The organism is Enterococcus sp. C74, from assembly GCF_040887125.1.
Classification (GTDB): domain Bacteria; phylum Bacillota; class Bacilli; order Lactobacillales; family Enterococcaceae; genus Enterococcus_B; species Enterococcus_B hirae.
The window spans coordinates 129,358-149,633 of the sequence record NZ_JBFOFA010000004.1 but is presented as its reverse complement, the minus strand read 5'-3'; the positions used below and the strand labels follow the sequence as shown (position 1 = coordinate 149,633).

Genomic DNA, 20,276 nt, shown 5'->3' with positions numbered 1-20,276 from the left:
AACCTTTTTTAATCGTTCTTTTTAATGATAGATCGTATTATTTATTCCGCTTTACATTCTATCGTGTGATGTTCTCATCAATACGTCTAATTGTTGTTCTCTCGTTAGATCACGGAATTTAACAGCATAACCTGAGACACGGATCGTCAAGTTAGGGTATTTCATTGGATTTTCCATAGCGTCACGTAATAGATCATTACTAAATACATTGACGTTCAAATGGTACGCTCCCTTAGAGAAGTAACCATCTAATACATTACGCAAGTTGCCGATACGTGTTTCTTCATCTTTTCCAAGACCGGAAGGATTGATCGTTTGCGTATTAGAGATCCCGTCACGTGCATAACCATAATTGATTTTAGCAGTTGAGTTAAGACTTGCCAACAATCCATTTTGTTCTGCATTGTAACTTGGGTTTGCCCCAGGAGCAAGAGGTTTACCTGCTTCACGTCCATCAGGTGTGTTACCAGTGTTTTTACCATAAACCACGTTTGATGTGATTGTTAATAATGACGTTGTTGGTGTGGAGTTACGGTATGTTTTATGACGTTTGATTTGTGTCATAAAGTATTCTAAGATCCATTCTGCTAACTCATCTGCTGCATCATCGTCATTTCCGTATTTAGGGAAGTCGCCAGTTACTTCGAAATCAACGGCAATTCCTTTTTCGTTACGGATTGGTTTCACATCTGCATATTTGATTGCTGACAAGCTATCCGCTGCATGAGAGATTCCAGCAATCCCTGTTGCAAATGTACGTTTCAAATCTGAATCCATCAATGCCAGTTGAGCTGCTTCATAAGAATATTTATCATGCATATAATGGATGATGTTTAATGTATTCACATATAACTCAGCTAACCAGTCCATCACATTCATAAATTTGTGTTTTACTTCTTCAAAGTCTAATACATCAGCTGTGATTGGACGATACTCAGGAGCAACTTGGGCACCAGTTACTTCATCAACCCCACCGTTGATTGCGTATAATAATGCTTTTGCTAAGTTCGCACGAGCACCGAAGAACTGCATGTCTTTTCCAACAACTGTTCCAGATACACAACATGCAATAGCACAATCATCTGAACCCCATTGTTCACGAAGAAGATTGTCATTTTCAAATTGGATAGATGAGCTTTCGATTGCAATTTTACTTGCATAAGTTCTGAAGCCTTCTGGTAAATGTTCTGAATATAAAACTGTTAAGTTTGGTTCAGGAGAAGGACCCATGTTAGTCAATGTGTGCAATAGACGGAAATCATTCTTAGTTACTAATGAGCGTCCATCTAAGCCCATTCCAGCGATTGAAAGAGTCGCCCAGATTGGGAATCCTGAGAATAATTGATTGTATTCTGGTGTACGGGCAAATTTCACCATACGTAATTTCATGACTAAGTGATCGATCAATTCTTGTGCTTCTTGTTCGGTGATCACGCCATTATCTAAGTCACGTTGGATATAGATATCTAGGAAAGCAGAAATACGTCCGATTGACATTGCTGCACCATTTTGTGATTTGATTGCTGCTAAATAACCGAAGTATAACCATTGTACTGCTTCTTTTGCATTAGCAGCTGGTTTAGAAATATCATAGCCATATTTTGCAGCCATTTCTTTCATTTGTGCTAAAGCACGATATTGTTCTGTGATTTCTTCACGAAGACGAATGACTTCTTCATCCATTGTATGGAAACCTGTCATATCATGGTCTTTTTTCTTTTGTTCCATCAAATAGTCAATACCATACAATGCGATACGACGGTAGTCACCAATGATTCGTCCACGTCCATAAGCATCTGGAAGGCCTGTAATGATTTTGTTTTTACGTGCTGCACGCATTTCAGCTGTGTAGGCATCAAATACACCTTGATTATGTGTTTTACGCCAATCGCTAAAGATATGTGTCAACTCATCATTAGGTGTGTAACCATTACTTGTTAATGCATTGTTAGCCATATTGATACCACCAAATGGCATAAATGCTTGTTTCAATGGTTTATCTGTTTGTAAACCAACGATTTTTTCAAGATCTTTGTCTAAATAACCTGCATCATGTGAGGTAATCGTTGAAACGATTTCTGTGTCCATGTCATAAACGCCATTGCGTTCAAATTGAATATCATTTAGTTTTTGTAATTCTGCCCAAAGCTTTTCTGTTGCTTCAGTTGGTTTTTCTAAAAAGCTGTCGTCTCCACGGTATTCAGTGTAGTTATTTTGGATGAAGTCTCTTGTATCTACGCCTTCTTTCCATTTCGTTCCTTTAAATCCATTCCATTGCTCCATTGTATGGACCTCCCATTATCTGTTTTATGTAACAGTTTTTACGTGATTAGTATAACACAGACAAGCATCTTTGCAAGGGTTTTCTTGTTTTTTATTTAACAAAAGATGGCGTTTTTATTCACTTATATCAACAAACGCTAATATACCAAGCTTTAGCAATTGTGAACACTTTCATATTTTTTTATATTAATATTTATAATTTTTTTATAATCAGAAAAAAGAAGGTAGCTCTGTATTAAAACAGATCTACCTTCTTTCAAAAAAACTATAACAGTTAATCGGTAATGGCTACTTCAGGTGGCTCAATGACTTTGATCACTTCGCCGCCTTTTTTCTCGTCAACTGCAAATGAGCCATTAGACGTTCGATCGCCAATCGGATAATCCGTTGGGTCAATCATTAGCTCTTGACCTTTTTGATTGATGATCATTATTTCTTTGGCGTTTCCTTCAGACATATGAATAACTCGATGTGGGTTTTTCTTTAGTTCACGTAGAACCGTAACACCACGTTTTGCTCGAGAGGTTTGACTAATTTCTTGCGCAAGCATCCGTTTTACCGCACCACGTTGAGTGACGATGATGATTGGCGTATCTCCTTCTGTCAAAACGAGTAACCCGTTAACGACAGTATCTTCGTCTTTGAGGTTGATTGAACGAACGCCAGCAGCTTTTGCTCCTACCACAGGTACTTCTTCTAATGGATATCGTAACCCCATCCCTTGGTAGGTGACTAAAAAGAGATCTAAATCCGTTTGACCTTCTACCAAGTAAGACGCAACTAATTCATCATCGTCACTTTTAAGTTTCATGCCACTTAACGGACGACTCTTATAAGTACGCCATGGTTCAAATTCAGTCATTCGAGTTTGTTTTACCCAGCCATTTTTACTGATGAAGACCAATGTTTTTTCTGCTTCGATTTTTTTGTATGGAAAAACAGCTAGAATCGATTCATCAACCGAAAGATTGACAATCGTTTGTGAAATATGTTCTCCAGCATCTTTCCATTTTAAATCTGGCAATTCATGGACAGGACGATAAATGACATTTGCCTTATTGGTGATCAACAACACATGATCCAAGGTATTTAGTTCACCAGAATACAAGAGATAGTCCCCTTCTCTCATGCCGATTTCCTCTGGTTTAGAAGCACTATATGAACGTAGACTAGTCCGTTTCACATAACCTTCCTTCGTTACGCTGACAATCACATCTTCTTGTGCTACTAACACTTTTGTATCAATTTTGATTTCTTCGATTTCGTCTTCAATTGTCGTTAAACGTGCATTAGCATACTTTTTCTTGACCTCACGAAGTTCTTTCTTCATGACCGAGAATAATTCTTTATCATTAGATAGAATTTTGTTCAATTCAGTGATTTGTGCTATTAAGCTTTCTGATTCTTTACGTAATTCCGTAATATCCGTATTTGTTAGACGATATAGTTGCAACGTCACGATTGCTTCAGCTTGTTCTTCCGTAAACTGAAAAACTTCGACTAAATTTTGCTTCGCGTTTTTCTTATCTTTACTTTCTCGAATCGTGGCAATGACTTCATCCAAGATCGACAAAGCTTTCATTAAACCTTCTACGATATGCTGGCGCTTTTGTGCTTTTTCTAAATCAAATTGACTTCGTTTCGTGATCACTTGTTTTCGATGATCAATATAACTACTTAAAATATCTTTTAACCCCACTTGATGCGGTGTCATGTGATCAATAGCTACCATATTGAAGTTGTAATTGATTTGTAGTTCAGTATTTTTAAACAGGTAATTGAGGATACCTTGTGCGTTAGCATCTTTTTTCAATTCAACCACGATCTGTAATCCAGTGCGGTCACTTTCATCTCTAACTTCTGCAATGCCATCGATCTTTTTATTTAAACGGATTTCATCCATTTTCTTCACTAATGTGGCTTTATTTACTTCATAAGGGATCTCGGAAATCACGATTTGTTGCTTGTTCCCTTTAATCGCTTCAATTTTAGTCTTTGATCGTAGAATGACTTTTCCACGTCCAGTTTCATAAGCTTTTTTGATTTCTGCTTTTCCTTGCAAGATTCCCCCAGTAGGAAAATCAGGACCAGGGATATAATCCATTAGTTTCTCTAAACTCGCTTGGGGATGATCAATGAGGTAAATCGTACCATCAATGACTTCTGCTAAGTTATGGGTAGGGATCTCCGTAGCATAACCAGCGGAAATTCCCGTTGAACCATTGACTAATAGGTTTGGATATCTCGCTGGCAACACAGTTGGTTCTTTTTCAGTATCATCAAAGTTCCATACAAGATCAACCGTATTTTTTTCAATATCTGCCAACATTTCACCACTTAATTGGGAGAGCCGTGCTTCTGTATAACGCATAGCAGCTGGTGGGTCACCATCCATACTACCGTTATTTCCGTGCATCTCTATAAGTACTTCTCTTAGCTTCCAATCCTGACTCATCCGAACCATGGCTTCATAAATACTACTGTCCCCATGAGGATGATAATTCCCCATGATATTTCCGACAGATTTGGCAGATTTACGGAATCCTTTATCAAAAGTATTGCCATCTTTATTCATCGCAAATAAAATTCGTCTTTGAACGGGTTTCAATCCATCTCGGATGTCTGGCAATGCTCTTTCTTGAATAATATATTTTGAGTAACGTCCAAAGCGGTCACCCATCACTTCTTCTAGGGTTAGTTCTTGGACTTCTTGACGTTCTTCCATTAGGTGACCTCCTATTCTTCTACTAATTCAGATTGTTTCTCTTCATCGAACAATTCATTGGACGTAGCTGTATTTTCAATATCTTCTTTTTTATCTAAGATACTACCATCTTCTTCTAACGTGAATTGCACATGATTTTCGATCCATTTTCGGCGAGGTTCAACTTTGTCCCCCATTAATGTCGTCACGCGACGTTCCGCTTGAGCAGCATCATCTATCCTCACGCGAATCAACGTTCGAGAGGCTGGGTCCATGGTAGTTTCCCACAATTGTTCTGCATTCATTTCTCCAAGACCTTTATAGCGTTGCAACATATAGCCTTTACCAATTTTTTTGATGGTCGCTGCTAATTCATCATCTGTCCAAGCATATTCGACCACTTGTTTTTTTCCTTGACCTTTAGAAACCTTATAAAGCGGTGGTAATGCGATATACACTTTTCCTGCTTCAATCAATGGTTTCATGTAACGATAAAAGAACGTCAGTAATAGCACTTGAATATGTGCACCATCGGTATCCGCATCGGTCATGATAATAATTTTGTCATAATTGCAATCTTCAATTGAAAACTCAGGTCCAACACCTGAACCGATCGTATAGATCATCGTATTGATTTCTTCGTTTTTCAAGATGTCTTGCATTTTTGCTTTTTCAGTGTTGATCACTTTCCCACGAAGAGGCAAGATGGCTTGGAATTTACGGTCTCTTCCTTGTTTTGCTGAACCGCCAGCAGAGTCTCCCTCCACGAGGTATAATTCATTCTTTTTCGGATTTCGTGATTGAGCAGGTGTCAGTTTTCCTGAGAGTAATGATTCACCTTTTTTACGTTTTTTCCCATTACGGCTTTCTTCTCGAGCTTTTCGGGCAGCTTCACGAGCTTCTCGGGCTTTGATTGCTTTTCGCACTAACATTTGGCTCATTTCACTGTTTTCTTGTAAATAAAAGCCCATTTGTTCTCCAATGACATTATCTACTGCCGTACGGGCAATTGGTGTACCCAATTTTTCTTTTGTTTGTCCTTCAAATTGTAAGAGATTCTCAGGTACTCGAATGGAGAGAACAGCTGCTAAACCTTCTCTAAAATCACTACCTTCGAGATTCTTATCTCGTTCCTTCAGCAAGCCCACTTTTCGGGCATATTCATTGTAGGCTTTCGTCATCGCTGACTTCATACCGACTTCATGGGTGCCTCCATCTTTCGTTCGGACATTATTCACAAATGACAACACGTTTTCTGAATATCCATCATTATATTGGTAAGCAACTTCGACTTCGATACCGTCTTTTTCACCAGAAAAATAAACAACTGGTGTCAACGTATCTTTTTCTTCGTTTAGGTAGTCAACAAATTCTTTGATCCCTTCTTCGTAGTGAAAAACTTCCTTGATTGGTTCTTCACCACGCAGATCAGAAAGTGTGATTTTTACTCCTCTTAAAAGAAAAGCTGATTCTCGCAAACGTTCAGATAAAATATCATAAGAAAATTTAGTAGTGGAAAAGATCGTGTCATCTGGTAAGAAATGAACTGTCGTTCCATTGGATTTCTTGGTTTTCCCGATTTTTTTCAGTGTACCATCAGGCTTACCACCATTGCTGAATTTTTGTTGGTATTCAATCCCATCACGGATGATTGTAACAACCAACCATTTTGACAAAGCATTGACCACACTTGCTCCGACACCGTGTAGTCCCCCTGAGGTCTTGTATCCTCCTTGACCGAACTTTCCGCCGGCATGTAGTACAGTAAAAATCACTTCAACTGTGGGGATACCAGAAGCATGCATCCCAACTGGCATACCACGACCGCTATCTGTCACAGTGATACTATTGTCTTCATGAATGGTTACATCAATTTCATTTCCATATCCAGATAAAGCTTCATCAACCGCATTGTCAACGATCTCATAGACTAAATGATGTAAGCCCCGGCTATCCGTTGACCCGATATACATTCCTGGTCGTTTTCTAACTGCCTCTAATCCTTCAAGAACCTGGATCGATGCATCATTATATTCGTTCTTTACTTTTTTTGCCAAGGCAAACGCTCCTTCAATAATACTTTACGGTTAAAACCGCATCACGATAATCATACTAGAAATACGCATGAAAAAAAAGAGGTTAGGAAAGAATTAAAACTTAATTACTAACTAACCTTTGAGAATATCATCTTTTTTATCCTATTGTTCGCTTTTGTCTTGTCGATTAAATATTTCATGTTATTTAAAATGCAAACATTTAGTTATCTTTTTCGTTCATATTGTTCCACTCGATTTTTATACAACGATCCATGACGATATCTTTGCGATTTGCTGATTGAAGCTTGTTTGCTGCTTCTTCATTTGCGATTCCTAATTGCGCCCAAAATACTTTTGCTTGAGTCTGTAAAAAGTCAGCAGCTACCTCTGGCAAAAATTCACTACGCCGAAAAATATCCACAATATCGATCGGTTCTTGGATTTCCTGTAGCGACGCATAGACCTTTTCGCCTAAAATGATCTCTCCTGCTAATAATGGGTTCACCGGAATGATACGATATCCACGTTCTTGCAGAAATCGAGCAATTTGGTAACTTGTTCGTTCTTCCTTATTACTCAAACCAACAATTGCAATCGTTTTTGCTGTTTTTAAATAATCGAAGATTTTTTCTTGTGTTGGATTTTCAAATGACATAAATAATACTCCCTTTCGTTCACTCTTTCAAGTATTTCCAATTGTTCACGTACTTTATTCATGCTAAAATAAACATTAGTTTCAAATTGAAAGAGGTAGAACAATGAAATTAATTTTATTATTGGTACTTGCCTATCTTCTAGGCTCGATTCCTTCGGGGGTTTGGATAGGTAAATTATTTTTCAAAAAAGATATCCGCCAACATGGTAGCGGAAATACTGGCACCACCAATACTTTTAGAGTTTTAGGAAAAACAGCAGGTACAATTGTGTTGTTCATGGATATCTTGAAAGGAACCTTGGCAACTTGCTTACCAGTTATTTTCCACGTTACAACCATTAATCCCCTATGGTTTGGTGTTTGTGCGATCTTAGGTCATACGTTCCCTATTTTCGCTGGCTTCAAAGGAGGCAAAGCAGTTGCAACAAGTGCTGGAATGTTACTTGGATTCAATCCTCTATTTTTTATCTATTCCAGTATCATCTTCGTTGTTACGCTCTTTTGTACTAGTATGGTAAGTTTAACAAGTATGATCAGTGCAACTTTGATCACTTTATCAACGATTATCCTTCCTTACATCGCACCTGGTATCTTACCTAAGCAAAACTGGCTATTGACGATCATTGCATTTTTAGTTTCTGCCTTTATTTTCTATCGCCATAAAGAGAATATCCTACGAATCAAAAACCATACAGAAAGTCGTATCCCCTTCGGATTGAATAGTAGTAAGAAAAAAAATTGACCTGAGAGAAAAACAGTTGACTAATCAGCCAACTGTTTTTTTAGCTTTTAAATGATTGATTCGTTAAGAAGCGAAAAGAAACGATTAGCAAAATAAAGGGAACATGAATCATTATACCTGATTTCCTCTGATTAATTGAAATCAAACAACTTTAGGATAACCACTATTTTACCGTAATCGAATATTTTGTTTGAAAAATTTCATGTGCGCCTAGTTGATTGATTCCAGCTTTTTCCATCAATTCTCCCGAGCTGTTTACTGTATCTGCAATACCACACCAAGGTTCGATACAAACAAAAGGCGCTTCTTTTGGATAAGGTGACCAAATCCCAACATATGGCATATCTTTATAACTCAATGTCACACTGTGGCTAGATTTTTCACTACGGATGGCATAAGCGTTCAATCCTTTCGTTTCAAATACTAGTGCATCATTTTCAAAAAGATCGTGTACTAATGCAAGGTTGGTATTTGTTTGTCCAAGTGTTTTTTGTTCCATATCGATATATGGCCCACTTAAAGGTAAACGCAAACGTGATTTTTTAGGTGAAAACGCAAGGTAAAAATCATCAAAAGTCAATCCTTCTTCCAGAGGAACATTAAAGGCTGGGTGACCCCCAATCGAAAAGAACATTTCTTCTTCTCCAGTATTAGCCACTTGATAATGAACGGTGATCCCATCTCCACCTAATTCATAAGAAATCACTAATTCAAAATCAAAAGGATAATTTTTTTTGGTCTCGGGTGTGCTTCTTAACAAAAAGCTGGCTAATTCTTGACCATGTTCGATTACTTCAAAATCCATATCTCTCGCAAAGCCATGTTGCCCCATTGAATAAGTCTTTCCTTGGTACGTGTATTGGTCATCCTTTAATCTTCCAACAAATGGAAATAAAACGGGCGCATGTCTTCCCCAATACGCTGGATCAGCTTGCCAAATATACTCAAGATTATTATCCTTTGATTTTAAACTGACCAATTCTGCTCCATGTTCAGCAATTTCAGCAATCAATTGATCATTTTGAATGATTACAGTCATTATAATTCCTCCACCGTTAAATCTTAGGACCTGAGATAGCTAGTCTCAGGTCCTAAGCTATTCTTATTTTTTCCAACAAGAAGTATCCGAATCATCCTTGGCATTACTCGTGTGTTTCAGCGAAAAGAAAACCTAAAGGAGACTCTTTTTGTTTACTTCGTTCCTACTGAATAGATTCATCTAATCAATCGGTCATAGATTTTTAGTAACTGTGTTTTGTTAATTCCTCTTTGAATCTGGAATTTAGAACTTTTAAATACGTCCCTTTCATCCCAAGGGAGCGTGATTCAATGATCCCAGCTGACTCTAATTTACGTAATGCATTGACGATCACTGAGCGAGTGATCCCAATTTTATCCGCAATATTGGATGCTGTTAAACGTCCTTCATCGCCTTCTAAGGCATCAAAAATCGCTTGAACTGCCTTCAATTCGCTGTAAGACAAAGTATTGATCGCCATTTGGACAGCTGTTGCACTTCTGACATCCGCTTCAATACTACGTGATTTTTGATAAAGGATCTGCATGCCGACTACCGTCGCACCATATTCAGCTAACACTAGGTCTTCATCGGTAAAGGCTTGTTCCATCCTTGATAAAATAATGGTTCCTAACCGCTCGCCAGCACCAAAAATAGGAACTACTGTCGTCAAACCAAATGGGTATTTTTCTCTTGCTTCAAAAGGAAAAGCAGTCATTTCACTACTGATCGGAATATTGGCTTCCGTTTTGTTCAATTGATCAACTGTGTCAGTATAAGAATCGGGAAATTGCTTTTCAACAAACATCATTTTTATCCGTTCATTGTTGACATCATGACGTTCATCATAGCCTAATAAGACTCCTTCACTGCTGATGATATAGACGTTACTATCTAAAATAGCACCTAATGTCACAGCCATTTTATCATAAGGTAAATCAGCTCGCAGATCGAAAGTATTTTTTTGTTGTAATAATTTGTTGATATTGCGGGTTTTTGTTAATAAATCCGTCATTTTCTTCCTCCGATTTTATAAAATAAAACGACTTAAATCTTCATTTGCTACAATCGAACCTAATTTTTCTTCCACATAAGCTTCCGTAATCGTGATTTCTCCCATTTGCATGTCAGGTGCTTCAAACAATAAGTCTTCTAACAATTTTTCTAAGATCGTGTGCAAACGTCTAGCTCCGATATTATCCGTATCGCGATTTACATCATAAGCGATTTGAGCGATTTTCTCAATTGCTTCTTTCGTAAAGATCACTGAAACATTTTCTGTGCCAATCAATGCTACGTATTGTTTGATCAGTGCATTGTTTGGTTCAGTCAAGATCTTAATAAAGTCATCTGCAGTTAAATCATCTAATTCTACACGTATTGGAAAACGTCCTTGCAATTCTGGAATCAAATCACTTGGTTTTGATAAATGGAAGGCACCAGAAGCAATAAATAAGACGTGATCCGTTTGGATAACTCCATACTTCGTGTTCACTTGTGAACCTTCAACGATTGGCAGGATATCTCTTTGGACGCCTTCACGTGATACTTCACCAGATTGTTGTGATTTTGAAGTGATTTTATCGATTTCATCAATAAAAATGATCCCGCTTGATTGTGCTAATTGAATGGCTTCACTATGGATGTCAGCATCTTTGACTAGTTTACTTGATTCTTCTTTGATCAACAGTTCAAGTGCATCTTTTACTGCTAACGTGCGCTCAACCTTTTTCTTCGGTGTTAGCGCCCCTAATGTTTCATTTAAATCAATGCCCATCTGTTCCAAACCATTGTTCATCATTGGAGCTGGTTTCTTTTGTTCTTCTATTTCGATTGTTACTTGACGGTTATCAAGTAAACCTTTTTGTAATTGTTCTAGAACCGTTTTCCGATTGACACGGATTTCTTCAGTCACTTCTTCTTGCGGTTCTGCTGTATTTTGTTGCGCAACATTGAACATATTCATCATTTGTTCAAATTGATTTCCTGTTTGTTTTTGTTCTTTTTTAATCCCAGGAACCAGCACTTTTACTAGGCGTTTTTCTGCTCTTTTCTTAGCTTCAGTATATACACGGCTATATTGTTCTTTTTCAACGATCTGGATCGCATTTTCTACTAGATCACGAACCATCGACTCCACATCTCGACCAACATAACCTACTTCTGTAAATTTCGTTGCTTCTACTTTCACGAAAGGAGCGTTGACGATTTTCGCCAATCGACGAGCGATCTCTGTTTTCCCTACCCCTGTTGGTCCGATCATCAGCATATTTTTAGGTGTGATATCTTGTTGCATTTTTTCATCTAATTGTAAACGGCGATAGCGATTGCGCAAAGCGACCGCAACTGATTTTTTAGCTGCTTGTTGTCCAATGATATATTGATCTAATTCATTAACGATTTGTCTTGGTGTTTGTTTTAATTCATACATTCTTCTTCACCTCTATAATTCTTCCACAATAATATTATGATTTGTAAAGATACAAATGTCTGCTGCAATATTCAGTGCATTTTCTGCGATTTCTTTGGCACTCATGTCATTTTGTGCGTAGTTCTTCATTGCCCGAGCAGCAGCTAATGCAAAATTCCCTCCTGAACCAATTGCCAAAATTCCATCATCTGGTGCAATCACTTCCCCAGTACCTGAAACTAATAACATTTCTTTTTCATTCATTACGATCAACATTGCTTCTAGTTTTTGCATGGACTGTTGTGTCCGCCATTCTTGCGCTAATTCCACTGCAGCTCGCTGTAAATTACCATTGTATTCATTTAATTTGCCTTCAAATTTTTCTTCCAATGTAAATGCGTCTGCGACACTTCCAGCAAATCCTACGATGACTTCATCATTATAGATTCGACGGACTTTTCTTGCGCTTCCTTTCATCACCACGGATTCGCCCATTGTAACTTGACCGTCACCTGCCATTGCAAATTTTCCATCTTTTTCAACGGCACAAATCGTCGTTGAATGAAATTGTGATTCTACCATAGTTATTTCCTCCCAATTAAGATTACTGATCCTTTTCTATTACGCTCTTGGATGAAACGAGCGATAATTTTTTTGTAAACTTTCTTTTGTCACGTGAGCATAGATCTGTGTAGTAGATAGATTAGCATGACCCAACAGCTCTTGAACTGTCCGCATATCTGCGCCATTATTCAGCAAATGTGTAGCAAAGGTATGCCGCAGCATATGTGGATGGATCGAACTATCTAAACTACTCTTTTTAATCACTTGATTCAATACATACTCGATCCCTGTTGGCGTAATTGGTTCACCATGATGGTTCACAAAAACATAGTCATGACTCTTGTGGTATTTATCCATCAGCACCTTTCGCCCTTTTTCAAAATACTCTTGTAAGGCATCTTGTGCGAATGAACCAAGTGGTGCATACCGTTCTTTATTCCCTTTACCATGAATCAACATGACTTCGGAGTCGAAATCGATTTCTGCTAGTTTCAAATTACTGCACTCGCTTAATCGAATCCCCGAACCGTAAAGAACTTCTAATAGCGCTTGGTTCCTCAAATCTAAAGGTTTTTCTCCTTTGACACTGTCAAATAATGCTTGCATTTCATTCTCATAAAAAAAGCGAGGTAGTTTCAAATTTTTCTTTTTTAGGTGGACATAAGAAAAAGGATTTTCTTTGATCACTTCTTCTTTTAAAAGGTATTGATAAAAAGAGCGCAGACTTGCAATCTTACGACTGATCGAATTTCTGCTATATCTTTCATCAGTTAGGTAACTTAAATACACTCGAACATCTAAGTGATTGATTTTTAATAAATCATCCTCTCCTGATTCTGTAAGAAATCTTTCAAAATTAGTGAGGTCTTCCTCGTATGCTTCTCGTGTTTTTTCAGAGTAACCACGTTCCACGATTAAATAACGCAAAAACTTATCTTTCCACGTTTGTTCTAGCATTTTATCACCTTCCTTTTAATCCCAGAGATAAATTTAGCATAGCAAAATTAAAAAAACAAATAAATTGTCAGAATTTAATCAATATTTCTAAGTTTGTTCACAATTGAAACAATTAATTTGACAAAATTCTTAGATTACGACCTTTTTTTTAATCTGATATTTACTCATTTTTTACCAAAAGAAAAAAATTCCTTTTGGAACACTGCAAATAAAAGATGTGTTGTATATTTATTTTATGCCTAGTAAAGAGCCCGGAACACCTTTGTCCCGGGCTCACTTCATGTTACTGAGCTGTTACTTCATCAATTAATTCTTTTTTTATTTGTTCATTTGCCTGAAGTGCTCTTTGAGCAATCGCTTCATAACGTGTTTTTTTGTCACGAATGCGCTCTGGTAATTCAGGGAACAAACCATAATTCGCATTCATTGGTTGGAAATGTTTTCCTTCAGCATGTGTAATATAATACGCCATACTCCCAATCGCTGTTTCTCGTGGAAACTCAATCGGCTCACTTTCTTTAGCTAAACGAGCAGCATTGATTCCTGCAAGCAAACCACTAGCTGCACTTTCAACATAACCTTCCACACCAGTCATTTGTCCTGCAAAGAACAAGTCTTCACGCTTCGTTGATTGATAAGTTGGTTTCAATAATTCTGGTGAATTCATAAAACTGTTGCGGTGCATTACACCATAACGGACAAATTCTGCGTTTTCTAAACCTGGGATCATACGGAAAACCCGTTTTTGTTCTCCCCATTTTAAGTGCGTTTGGAAACCAACGATGTTATACAATGAGGCAGCGGCATTGTCCTGACGTAACTGGATCACCGCATAAGGGCGTTTACCGGTTTTTGGATCTTCTAATCCAACTGGTTTCATTGGACCAAACAGCATTGTTTTAAAGCCACGCTGAGCCATCACTTCGATCGGCATACAGCCTTCAAAGTATTTTTCTTTTTCAAATGATTTAAGTTCGGCTACTTCAGCTGTTGTTAAAGCTTCGTGGAATGCTTTAAACTCTTCTTCAGTCATTGGACAGTTTAGATAAGCTGCTTCCCCTTTATCATAGCGTGATTTTAAATAGACTTTATCCATATCGATCGTTGCTTTGTCTACGATCGGTGCTGCTGCATCATAAAAATAGAATCCGTCAGAACCATTGAATGCTTTAATACTTTCAGCTAACGGGTGAGAGGTTAAGGGACCAGTAGCAATGATCGTGATCCCTTCTGGAATTTCAGTGATTTCTTCATTGATGACTGTTACTAGCGGGTGTTCTTTGACTTTACGTGTGATCGTCTCAGAAAAAGAATACCGATCCACTGCTAAGGCACCGCCAGCTGGAACAGCTGTTTCATCAGCTGAAGTGATCACGACTGAATTTAACCGTCGCATTTCTTCTTTTAATAAACCTACTGCATTTGCTAAACTATTCCCTCTCAAGGAGTTGGAACAGACTAACTCTGCAAAATTACTTGTATGGTGTGCTTCTGTTGATTTCACTGGGCGCATCTCGTATAAACGAACAGGAACACCTGCTTGAGCGACTTGCCAAGCTGCTTCACTTCCAGCTAATCCTGCACCTATTACATTAACAGTTTTCAAATAAAGACCTCTTCTCATTTTATTTTTGAATGTCTTCTTCATAGTCGCCATTGATACATACGACTTGTTTTCCGCCTTTGACTTTCTTTTCAACTAAATACTGGTCACATTTCGGACAATTTCGTCCTACTGGTTTGTCCCAAGAAGTAAAGTCACAGTCTGGAAAACGTGAACACCCGTAAAAGATTCGGTTTTTCTTAGACTTGCGTTCAATCACCTGACCCTCATGACAAACTGGACAAGTCACACCGATCTCTTTAACAATTGGTTTCGTATTTCGACAATCAGGAAAATTACTACATGCATAAAATTTACCATACTTTCCTAATTTTATAACCATCGGATGCCCACAAATATCACAGTCAAATCCAGCCGGTTCATCTTTGATTTGAATTTTTTCGATTTTTTCTTCTGCATTGGTCAATTCTTTTTCAAATGGTTTGTAGAAACGATCCACCACTTCGATCCATGCTTCTTTTCCTTCTTCAATTTTATCCAAATCACCTTCCATTTCAGCGGTAAAATGGATATCGACGATTTGGGGGAAGAAATCACAAATCAAAGAATTGACGATTTCACCCAATTCAGTTGGTTCGAAGCGTTTTTGTGTCAATTTGACATAGTAACGTCGTTGGATCGTATCCAGCGTTGGCGCATAAGTGGAAGGACGTCCCACACCATTTTCTTCCAAAGCACGGATTAAAGTTGCTTCACTGAATCTTGCTGGCGGTTGCGTGAAATGTTGTTTCGGTTCAATGTCCACTGATTGAACAATATCCCCTTGTGCTAGTTCTGGTAAGATATTTTCTTTATCTTCTTTCCCATCATCTCTGCCTTCAACATAGACTTGCATGAACCCTTTAAATTTAACTTTAGAGCCATTCGCAATAAAAAGTACGCCATTTTGTTCTAAGGTAACTTTCATGGTATCTAATATCGCTGGTGTCATTTGACTAGCAACAAATCGTGACCAAATAAGGGTGTAGAGTTTTAATTGGTCCTTGTCTAAATATTGTTTGATTTCCTCAGGAGTACGTAGGACACTTGTCGGGCGAACTGCTTCATGGGCGTCTTGCGCACCTTGCGCATTTTTGATTTTACGTTGTGCATGACTAGAAAATTCTTTCCCGTAAGTTTCTTCGATGAAGGTAGCCGCTTCTGCTTTCGCAGTCTCAGCGATCCGTGTTGAATCGGTACGCATATATGTGATCAAACCTACAGTACCTTGCTTACCTAAGGAGATTCCTTCATATAATTGTTGCGCAACCATCATCGTTTTCCGTGTTCTAAAGTTCAATTTTCTAGCAGCTTCTTGTTGTAGACTACTCGTAGTAAATGGGTTTGCTGGATTTCGTTTCCGTTCTTTCTTTTCAACTTTTTGAACGGTGAAATCTGGTCCATCAATACGATCAGTAACTTCTTTTACGGATTGGGCATCAGGCAATTTCTTTTTCTTGCCATCAATTCCCCAAAAGTTTGCTTTAAATTTTTTACGTGTTTTTTTGAAATTACCGTCAATGCTCCAGTATTCTTCTGGAATGAAATCACGGATTTCTTTTTCACGATCAATGATAATTTTTAATGCAATAGACTGTACTCTTCCAGCACTTAATCCTTTTTTGACTTTGCGCCATAGGATTGGACTGATGGAGTAGCCCACCAAGCGGTCTAACGCCCGTCTTGCTTGTTGGGCATCCACTAAATCCACGTCGATCGTTCTTGGTTCCTTGAAGGCTGCTTTTACCGCTTCCTTAGTAATTTCGTTAAAAACCACACGATTTTTTTCTGATAAATCTAAACCTAGTAAATAGGCTAAATGCCAAGCAATTGCTTCCCCTTCTCTATCCGGGTCACTTGCAAGATAAACTTTTTGCGCTTTTTTTGCTGCTGATTTTAAACTTTTGATCACATCGCCTTTTCCGCGAATTGAAATATAATGGGGTTCATAGTTGTTTTCGACATCAATTCCCATTTTACTTTTAGGTAAATCACGTATATGACCGACACTGGCCATTACTTTATAATTACGACCAAGATATTTTTCAATGGTTTTGGCCTTTGCAGGTGATTCCACAATCACTAAATATTTATATGCCATTACTGAATGGACTCCTTTCCATTGACATGTTCCTACTATATTAAGCGGACTCATACAAATCGTAGCTTATCATATCCATTCAGAAAACGTTTGTCAAGAAAATCAAATGAGAAGTTCCTGTTATTCTTTCAACTCGAACAATAAATCTTCACCAGAAATCACACAAACAGCACCATCTTGAATTAGTTGATGGGAGCCAGTTGAGTATTGTGTCAAAATATTTCCAGGTACAGAAAAAACAGTTCGACCGATTTCTAACGCTTGTTGTGCTGTTATCAAAGAACCACTCTTTTGCTTTGCTTCAATGACACAAGTGCCTTGTGACAAAGCAGCAATGATTCGATTTCTCATGGGAAAGCGGTATTGTTTTGGTCCTTCGTATGGTGGATATTCACTAAGTAAAAGATGATTCTTTCCAATTTCTGCTTGAAGAAATTGGTTTTCCTTTGGGTAGGCTTTTTTAATTCCTGTACCGATTACCGCAATCGTCTTTCCAGTATTTTTAATCGCAGCCAAATGTGCGTATGTATCGATTCCTTTGGCACAGCCACTAACGATGACATAGTTAGCATCTATGACCGGAGTTAAAAGTTCATGTACAACTTTTTTTGCCAAGACCGAGGTTTTCCTGCCCCCAACCACACTGAGCATCTTTTGTTTTAGTAGAGAAAGATCACCAGAATAAAATAAAAGAATCGGTGGTGTCGCAAGATGAAAAAGTTGCGGGGGATAGCACGGGTCAAGACAAGTAATGAATGACTGAGCTGTTTTAAACTTCGCAAAATTTTGATTGATTTGCCGCCAACTTTCTTGAAATTTTTCTCGATGACGAACAATTTTTGCGATTTCAATGATTTCATAAGAAGACAACTCGCATGTTTGAGTTTCCAATAAAGCCTGGACAACCGCCCATTTTCCTTGACTGCTAATTCCTTTCGCATAAGCTAATTTAAGTAAAAATCCTTCAATCTGATCCATGAACGAAAACCGCCTCTCGAAGTTACTTTTAAATAAAATACGCAAGAGACGGTCAAACATCTTAAGATAAATAATTTTTTATCGGTGCAAAAGAGCGTCGATGAATAGGGGTAATTCCTTGTGTTGCTAAGCCTTGTAGATGTTCTTTCGTTCCATAACCAGCATTATGGCCAAACCCATAACCTGGATATAGTTCATCATATTTTTTCATTAAATCATCACGATAAACTTTTGCAATGATACTTGCTCCCGCAATAGAAACTGAACGAGCATCTCCCTTGATCAATTTTTCTTGCTGGATTGGCAAATCCAGTGTCATGGCATCAATTAAGAGATAATTTGGACGTATCGCCAGCTTTTCTACAGCTTGGATCATTGCTAGTTTGCTTGCCTCATAAATATTGACCTCATCAATCTTTTTTTCATCAATGATGCCGATACCGATAGCAAGTGCTTTTTGTTGGATTTGGTCATAAAGCAGTTCTCGTTTTTTTTCTGATAATTGTTTCGAGTCATTTAATCCAAGGATCGGTTCGTCTTTAGGTAGGATGACAGCGGCCGCTACTACTGGCCCTGCTAAAGGCCCACGTCCTACTTCATCAATCCCCGCAATCCATTCATATCCTTGTTCATATGCCTGATTCTCAAATAATGACATTTCCAAATATTTTTCTTGGATCAATGCCGTTTTTTTTACTTGTTTCTCAAAGGATAGAAGCGCTTGTTGTACCCCTTTTCGCTGATCTTGCTTTAGTTCGGCAATGAAGGGATCAGTTAACGACGTCACTGTTTTTAATCGTTCCTTGATACTTTGGATCGATTCACTCATCGCTTGTTTTCCCCATTTCTTCACATCGATCTAATGTGTAGCGCCCAAGTTTTCCTTGACGGATATCGAAGACTACCACTTCACTACCACGATCATAATCATCTTTATAGCCACGCTTTGCAGTAATCGTCATCAATAATTCAGGTGCTAATTGTTGTTCTGCTTCTTCTGGTAACTGATAGCGCTCCGCGATTCTTCCTGGATAGTAACGAGCGAAAAAATCTAAGCCATAGATAGCGAGATCATCTAAATGAACTAACTGGTCTTTAATGGCTCCGGTTAGTGCTAGTTTTTTACCGATCTCTTCATCTTCAAATTTAGGCCATAAGATTCCTGGCGTATCTAATAACTCTAATTCGCTACCTAGGCGCAACCATTGTTGTCCTTTTGTCACACCAGGTTTATTACCTGTTTGAGCAATTTTTTTTCCAACTAAGCGGTTCATCAATGTTGACTTCCCGACATTTGGAATACCTAAAACCATGGCTCTGATTGCTCGTGGTTTGATCCCTCGAGCGGCATCACGTGCTCTTTTTTCTTTCAGTGCTTCTTTGGCTGCTGGAATCAACGCTTTGATCCCTTTACTCTCTTGAGCGGTAATTGCTAATGCTTGATGACCTTGTTGTTGAAAATACGTTTGCCATAACTTCGTTTGTTTGGGGTCTGCTAGATCAGCTTTATTTAATAATACCAACCTTGGCTTTTGTTGGATGATCTGATCAAGCATTGGATTACGTGAAGACAAAGGTAATCGTGCATCGACTAATTCAAAGACGATATCGACATATTTCATTTTCTCAGAAACTTCACGACGGGCTTTTGCCATGTGCCCTGGGAACCATTGGATCGTCATAGAATAAATTCATTCCTTTCATATAAGGATTTCAAACCTTATTCTTACATTATCATATTTAACCTTAGTAAATCTATGCATACAAGTCTACTACCATCAAGTAAGTTGATTAGGCTCATTTTCCTTATATTATTCAAAGCAATTATTGGGTAGACTCTTTCAAAAGCAGCTCTGCAACTATCCATACTACCATGAACCTAAGATCAGCGATTATTTTTATGCATTTATCCTGACTTTACAATTTTTTAAAGTGGATACCGCTTTTTATTCATCAGTGGTTCGGCAGAATAATCCTTCTATCATGATACTAAATCTCAACGCCTTAGGGTATTTTTCTTTATCAAACATGTTTTGTACTTTTATTACTATTAATAAAAAGAAAATACATCATTATAAATAACAAAAAGGCGCCTGTTCCGTATTTTATCATATTTCCCTACTAATCGCACTCTCATTTTGGCATTTTCCGTTCTCTGGGTTCTTGATTCCTCCATGCTATAAATTAGTGAGATAACACATCCTTTAAGACTTCTTCGTGATCCA

Annotated in this window: 15 protein-coding genes; 1 reads left to right on the top strand and 14 read right to left on the bottom strand. The window is 38.0% G+C overall.

The annotated features are described in order from the left end of the window. Positions 1-51 precede the first annotated feature (51 nt). The 4 genes from pflB to AB3H93_RS07045 form a co-directional block, all read right to left on the bottom strand. Positions 52-2,283 (bottom strand): formate C-acetyltransferase, encoded by a 2,232-nt coding sequence (gene pflB / locus AB3H93_RS07060; RefSeq protein WP_010719453.1) that lies wholly within the window; start codon positions 2,281-2,283, stop codon positions 52-54. A 274-nt stretch (positions 2,284-2,557) separates the two neighbouring features. Then, complete coding sequence (gene parC / locus AB3H93_RS07055) at positions 2,558-5,008, bottom strand: DNA topoisomerase IV subunit A (protein WP_010719454.1); 2,451 nt, start codon at positions 5,006-5,008, stop codon at positions 2,558-2,560. An 11-nt stretch (positions 5,009-5,019) separates the two neighbouring features. Next, the gene (gene parE, locus AB3H93_RS07050) at positions 5,020-7,044 is read right to left on the bottom strand and encodes a DNA topoisomerase IV subunit B (RefSeq protein ID WP_368020358.1); all 2,025 of its coding nucleotides are present in this window, start codon (positions 7,042-7,044) and stop codon (positions 5,020-5,022) included. Between the two features lie 199 nt (positions 7,045-7,243). Further along, positions 7,244-7,678, bottom strand: coding sequence for a CoA-binding protein (locus AB3H93_RS07045; RefSeq protein ID WP_010719456.1), 435 nt, complete (start codon positions 7,676-7,678; stop codon positions 7,244-7,246). A 103-nt stretch (positions 7,679-7,781) separates the two neighbouring features. Between AB3H93_RS07045 and plsY the strand changes: the two genes are divergently transcribed. Beyond that, on the top strand, positions 7,782-8,420 hold the full coding sequence (gene plsY / locus AB3H93_RS07040; RefSeq protein WP_010719457.1) for a glycerol-3-phosphate 1-O-acyltransferase PlsY: 639 nt from the start codon (positions 7,782-7,784) through the stop codon (positions 8,418-8,420). Positions 8,421-8,583: 163 nt separating this feature from the next. On the opposite strand, the gene AB3H93_RS07035 is transcribed toward plsY, so the two are convergent. The 10 genes from AB3H93_RS07035 to ylqF form a co-directional block, all read right to left on the bottom strand. Then, positions 8,584-9,459 carry an aldose 1-epimerase family protein gene (locus tag AB3H93_RS07035; RefSeq protein WP_034700304.1) on the bottom strand — a complete coding sequence of 292 codons (876 nt, stop codon included), beginning with the start codon at positions 9,457-9,459 and terminating at the stop codon, positions 8,584-8,586. Between the two features lie 202 nt (positions 9,460-9,661). Beyond that, positions 9,662-10,453, bottom strand: coding sequence for a GTP-sensing pleiotropic transcriptional regulator CodY (codY, locus tag AB3H93_RS07030; RefSeq protein ID WP_010719459.1), 792 nt, complete (start codon positions 10,451-10,453; stop codon positions 9,662-9,664). A 15-nt stretch (positions 10,454-10,468) separates the two neighbouring features. Next, positions 10,469-11,869 (bottom strand): ATP-dependent protease ATPase subunit HslU, encoded by a 1,401-nt coding sequence (gene hslU / locus AB3H93_RS07025; RefSeq protein ID WP_010719460.1) that lies wholly within the window; start codon positions 11,867-11,869, stop codon positions 10,469-10,471. A 12-nt stretch (positions 11,870-11,881) separates the two neighbouring features. Then, the gene (gene hslV, locus AB3H93_RS07020) at positions 11,882-12,430 is read right to left on the bottom strand and encodes an ATP-dependent protease subunit HslV (RefSeq protein ID WP_010719461.1); all 549 of its coding nucleotides are present in this window, start codon (positions 12,428-12,430) and stop codon (positions 11,882-11,884) included. A gap of 39 nt (positions 12,431-12,469) precedes the next feature. After that, positions 12,470-13,369 carry a tyrosine recombinase XerC gene (xerC, locus tag AB3H93_RS07015; protein ID WP_010719462.1) on the bottom strand — a complete coding sequence of 300 codons (900 nt, stop codon included), beginning with the start codon at positions 13,367-13,369 and terminating at the stop codon, positions 12,470-12,472. A 283-nt stretch (positions 13,370-13,652) separates the two neighbouring features. Beyond that, complete coding sequence (trmFO, locus tag AB3H93_RS07010; RefSeq protein ID WP_368020357.1) at positions 13,653-15,026, bottom strand: FADH(2)-oxidizing methylenetetrahydrofolate--tRNA-(uracil(54)-C(5))-methyltransferase TrmFO; 1,374 nt, start codon at positions 15,024-15,026, stop codon at positions 13,653-13,655. Continuing rightward, complete coding sequence (gene topA, locus AB3H93_RS07005) at positions 14,995-17,073, bottom strand: type I DNA topoisomerase (protein ID WP_010719464.1); 2,079 nt, start codon at positions 17,071-17,073, stop codon at positions 14,995-14,997. Before topA ends, trmFO begins: the two co-directional genes overlap by 32 nt. Positions 17,074-17,193: 120 nt before the next feature. Continuing rightward, positions 17,194-18,051: a DNA-processing protein DprA gene (gene dprA / locus AB3H93_RS07000; RefSeq protein ID WP_096709229.1), complete on the bottom strand. Its 858-nt coding sequence runs from the start codon at positions 18,049-18,051 to the stop codon at positions 17,194-17,196. 61 nt (positions 18,052-18,112) lie between these two features. After that, entirely contained in the window at positions 18,113-18,880 is a 768-nt protein-coding gene (locus AB3H93_RS06995) for a ribonuclease HII (protein ID WP_368020356.1), read from the bottom strand. Then, a complete protein-coding gene (ylqF, locus tag AB3H93_RS06990) occupies positions 18,873-19,733 on the bottom strand; it encodes a ribosome biogenesis GTPase YlqF (protein WP_368020355.1) in 861 nt (286 codons plus the stop codon). The genes AB3H93_RS06995 and ylqF overlap by 8 nt, the downstream gene beginning before the upstream one ends. Between the last annotated feature and the right edge of the window lie 543 nt (positions 19,734-20,276).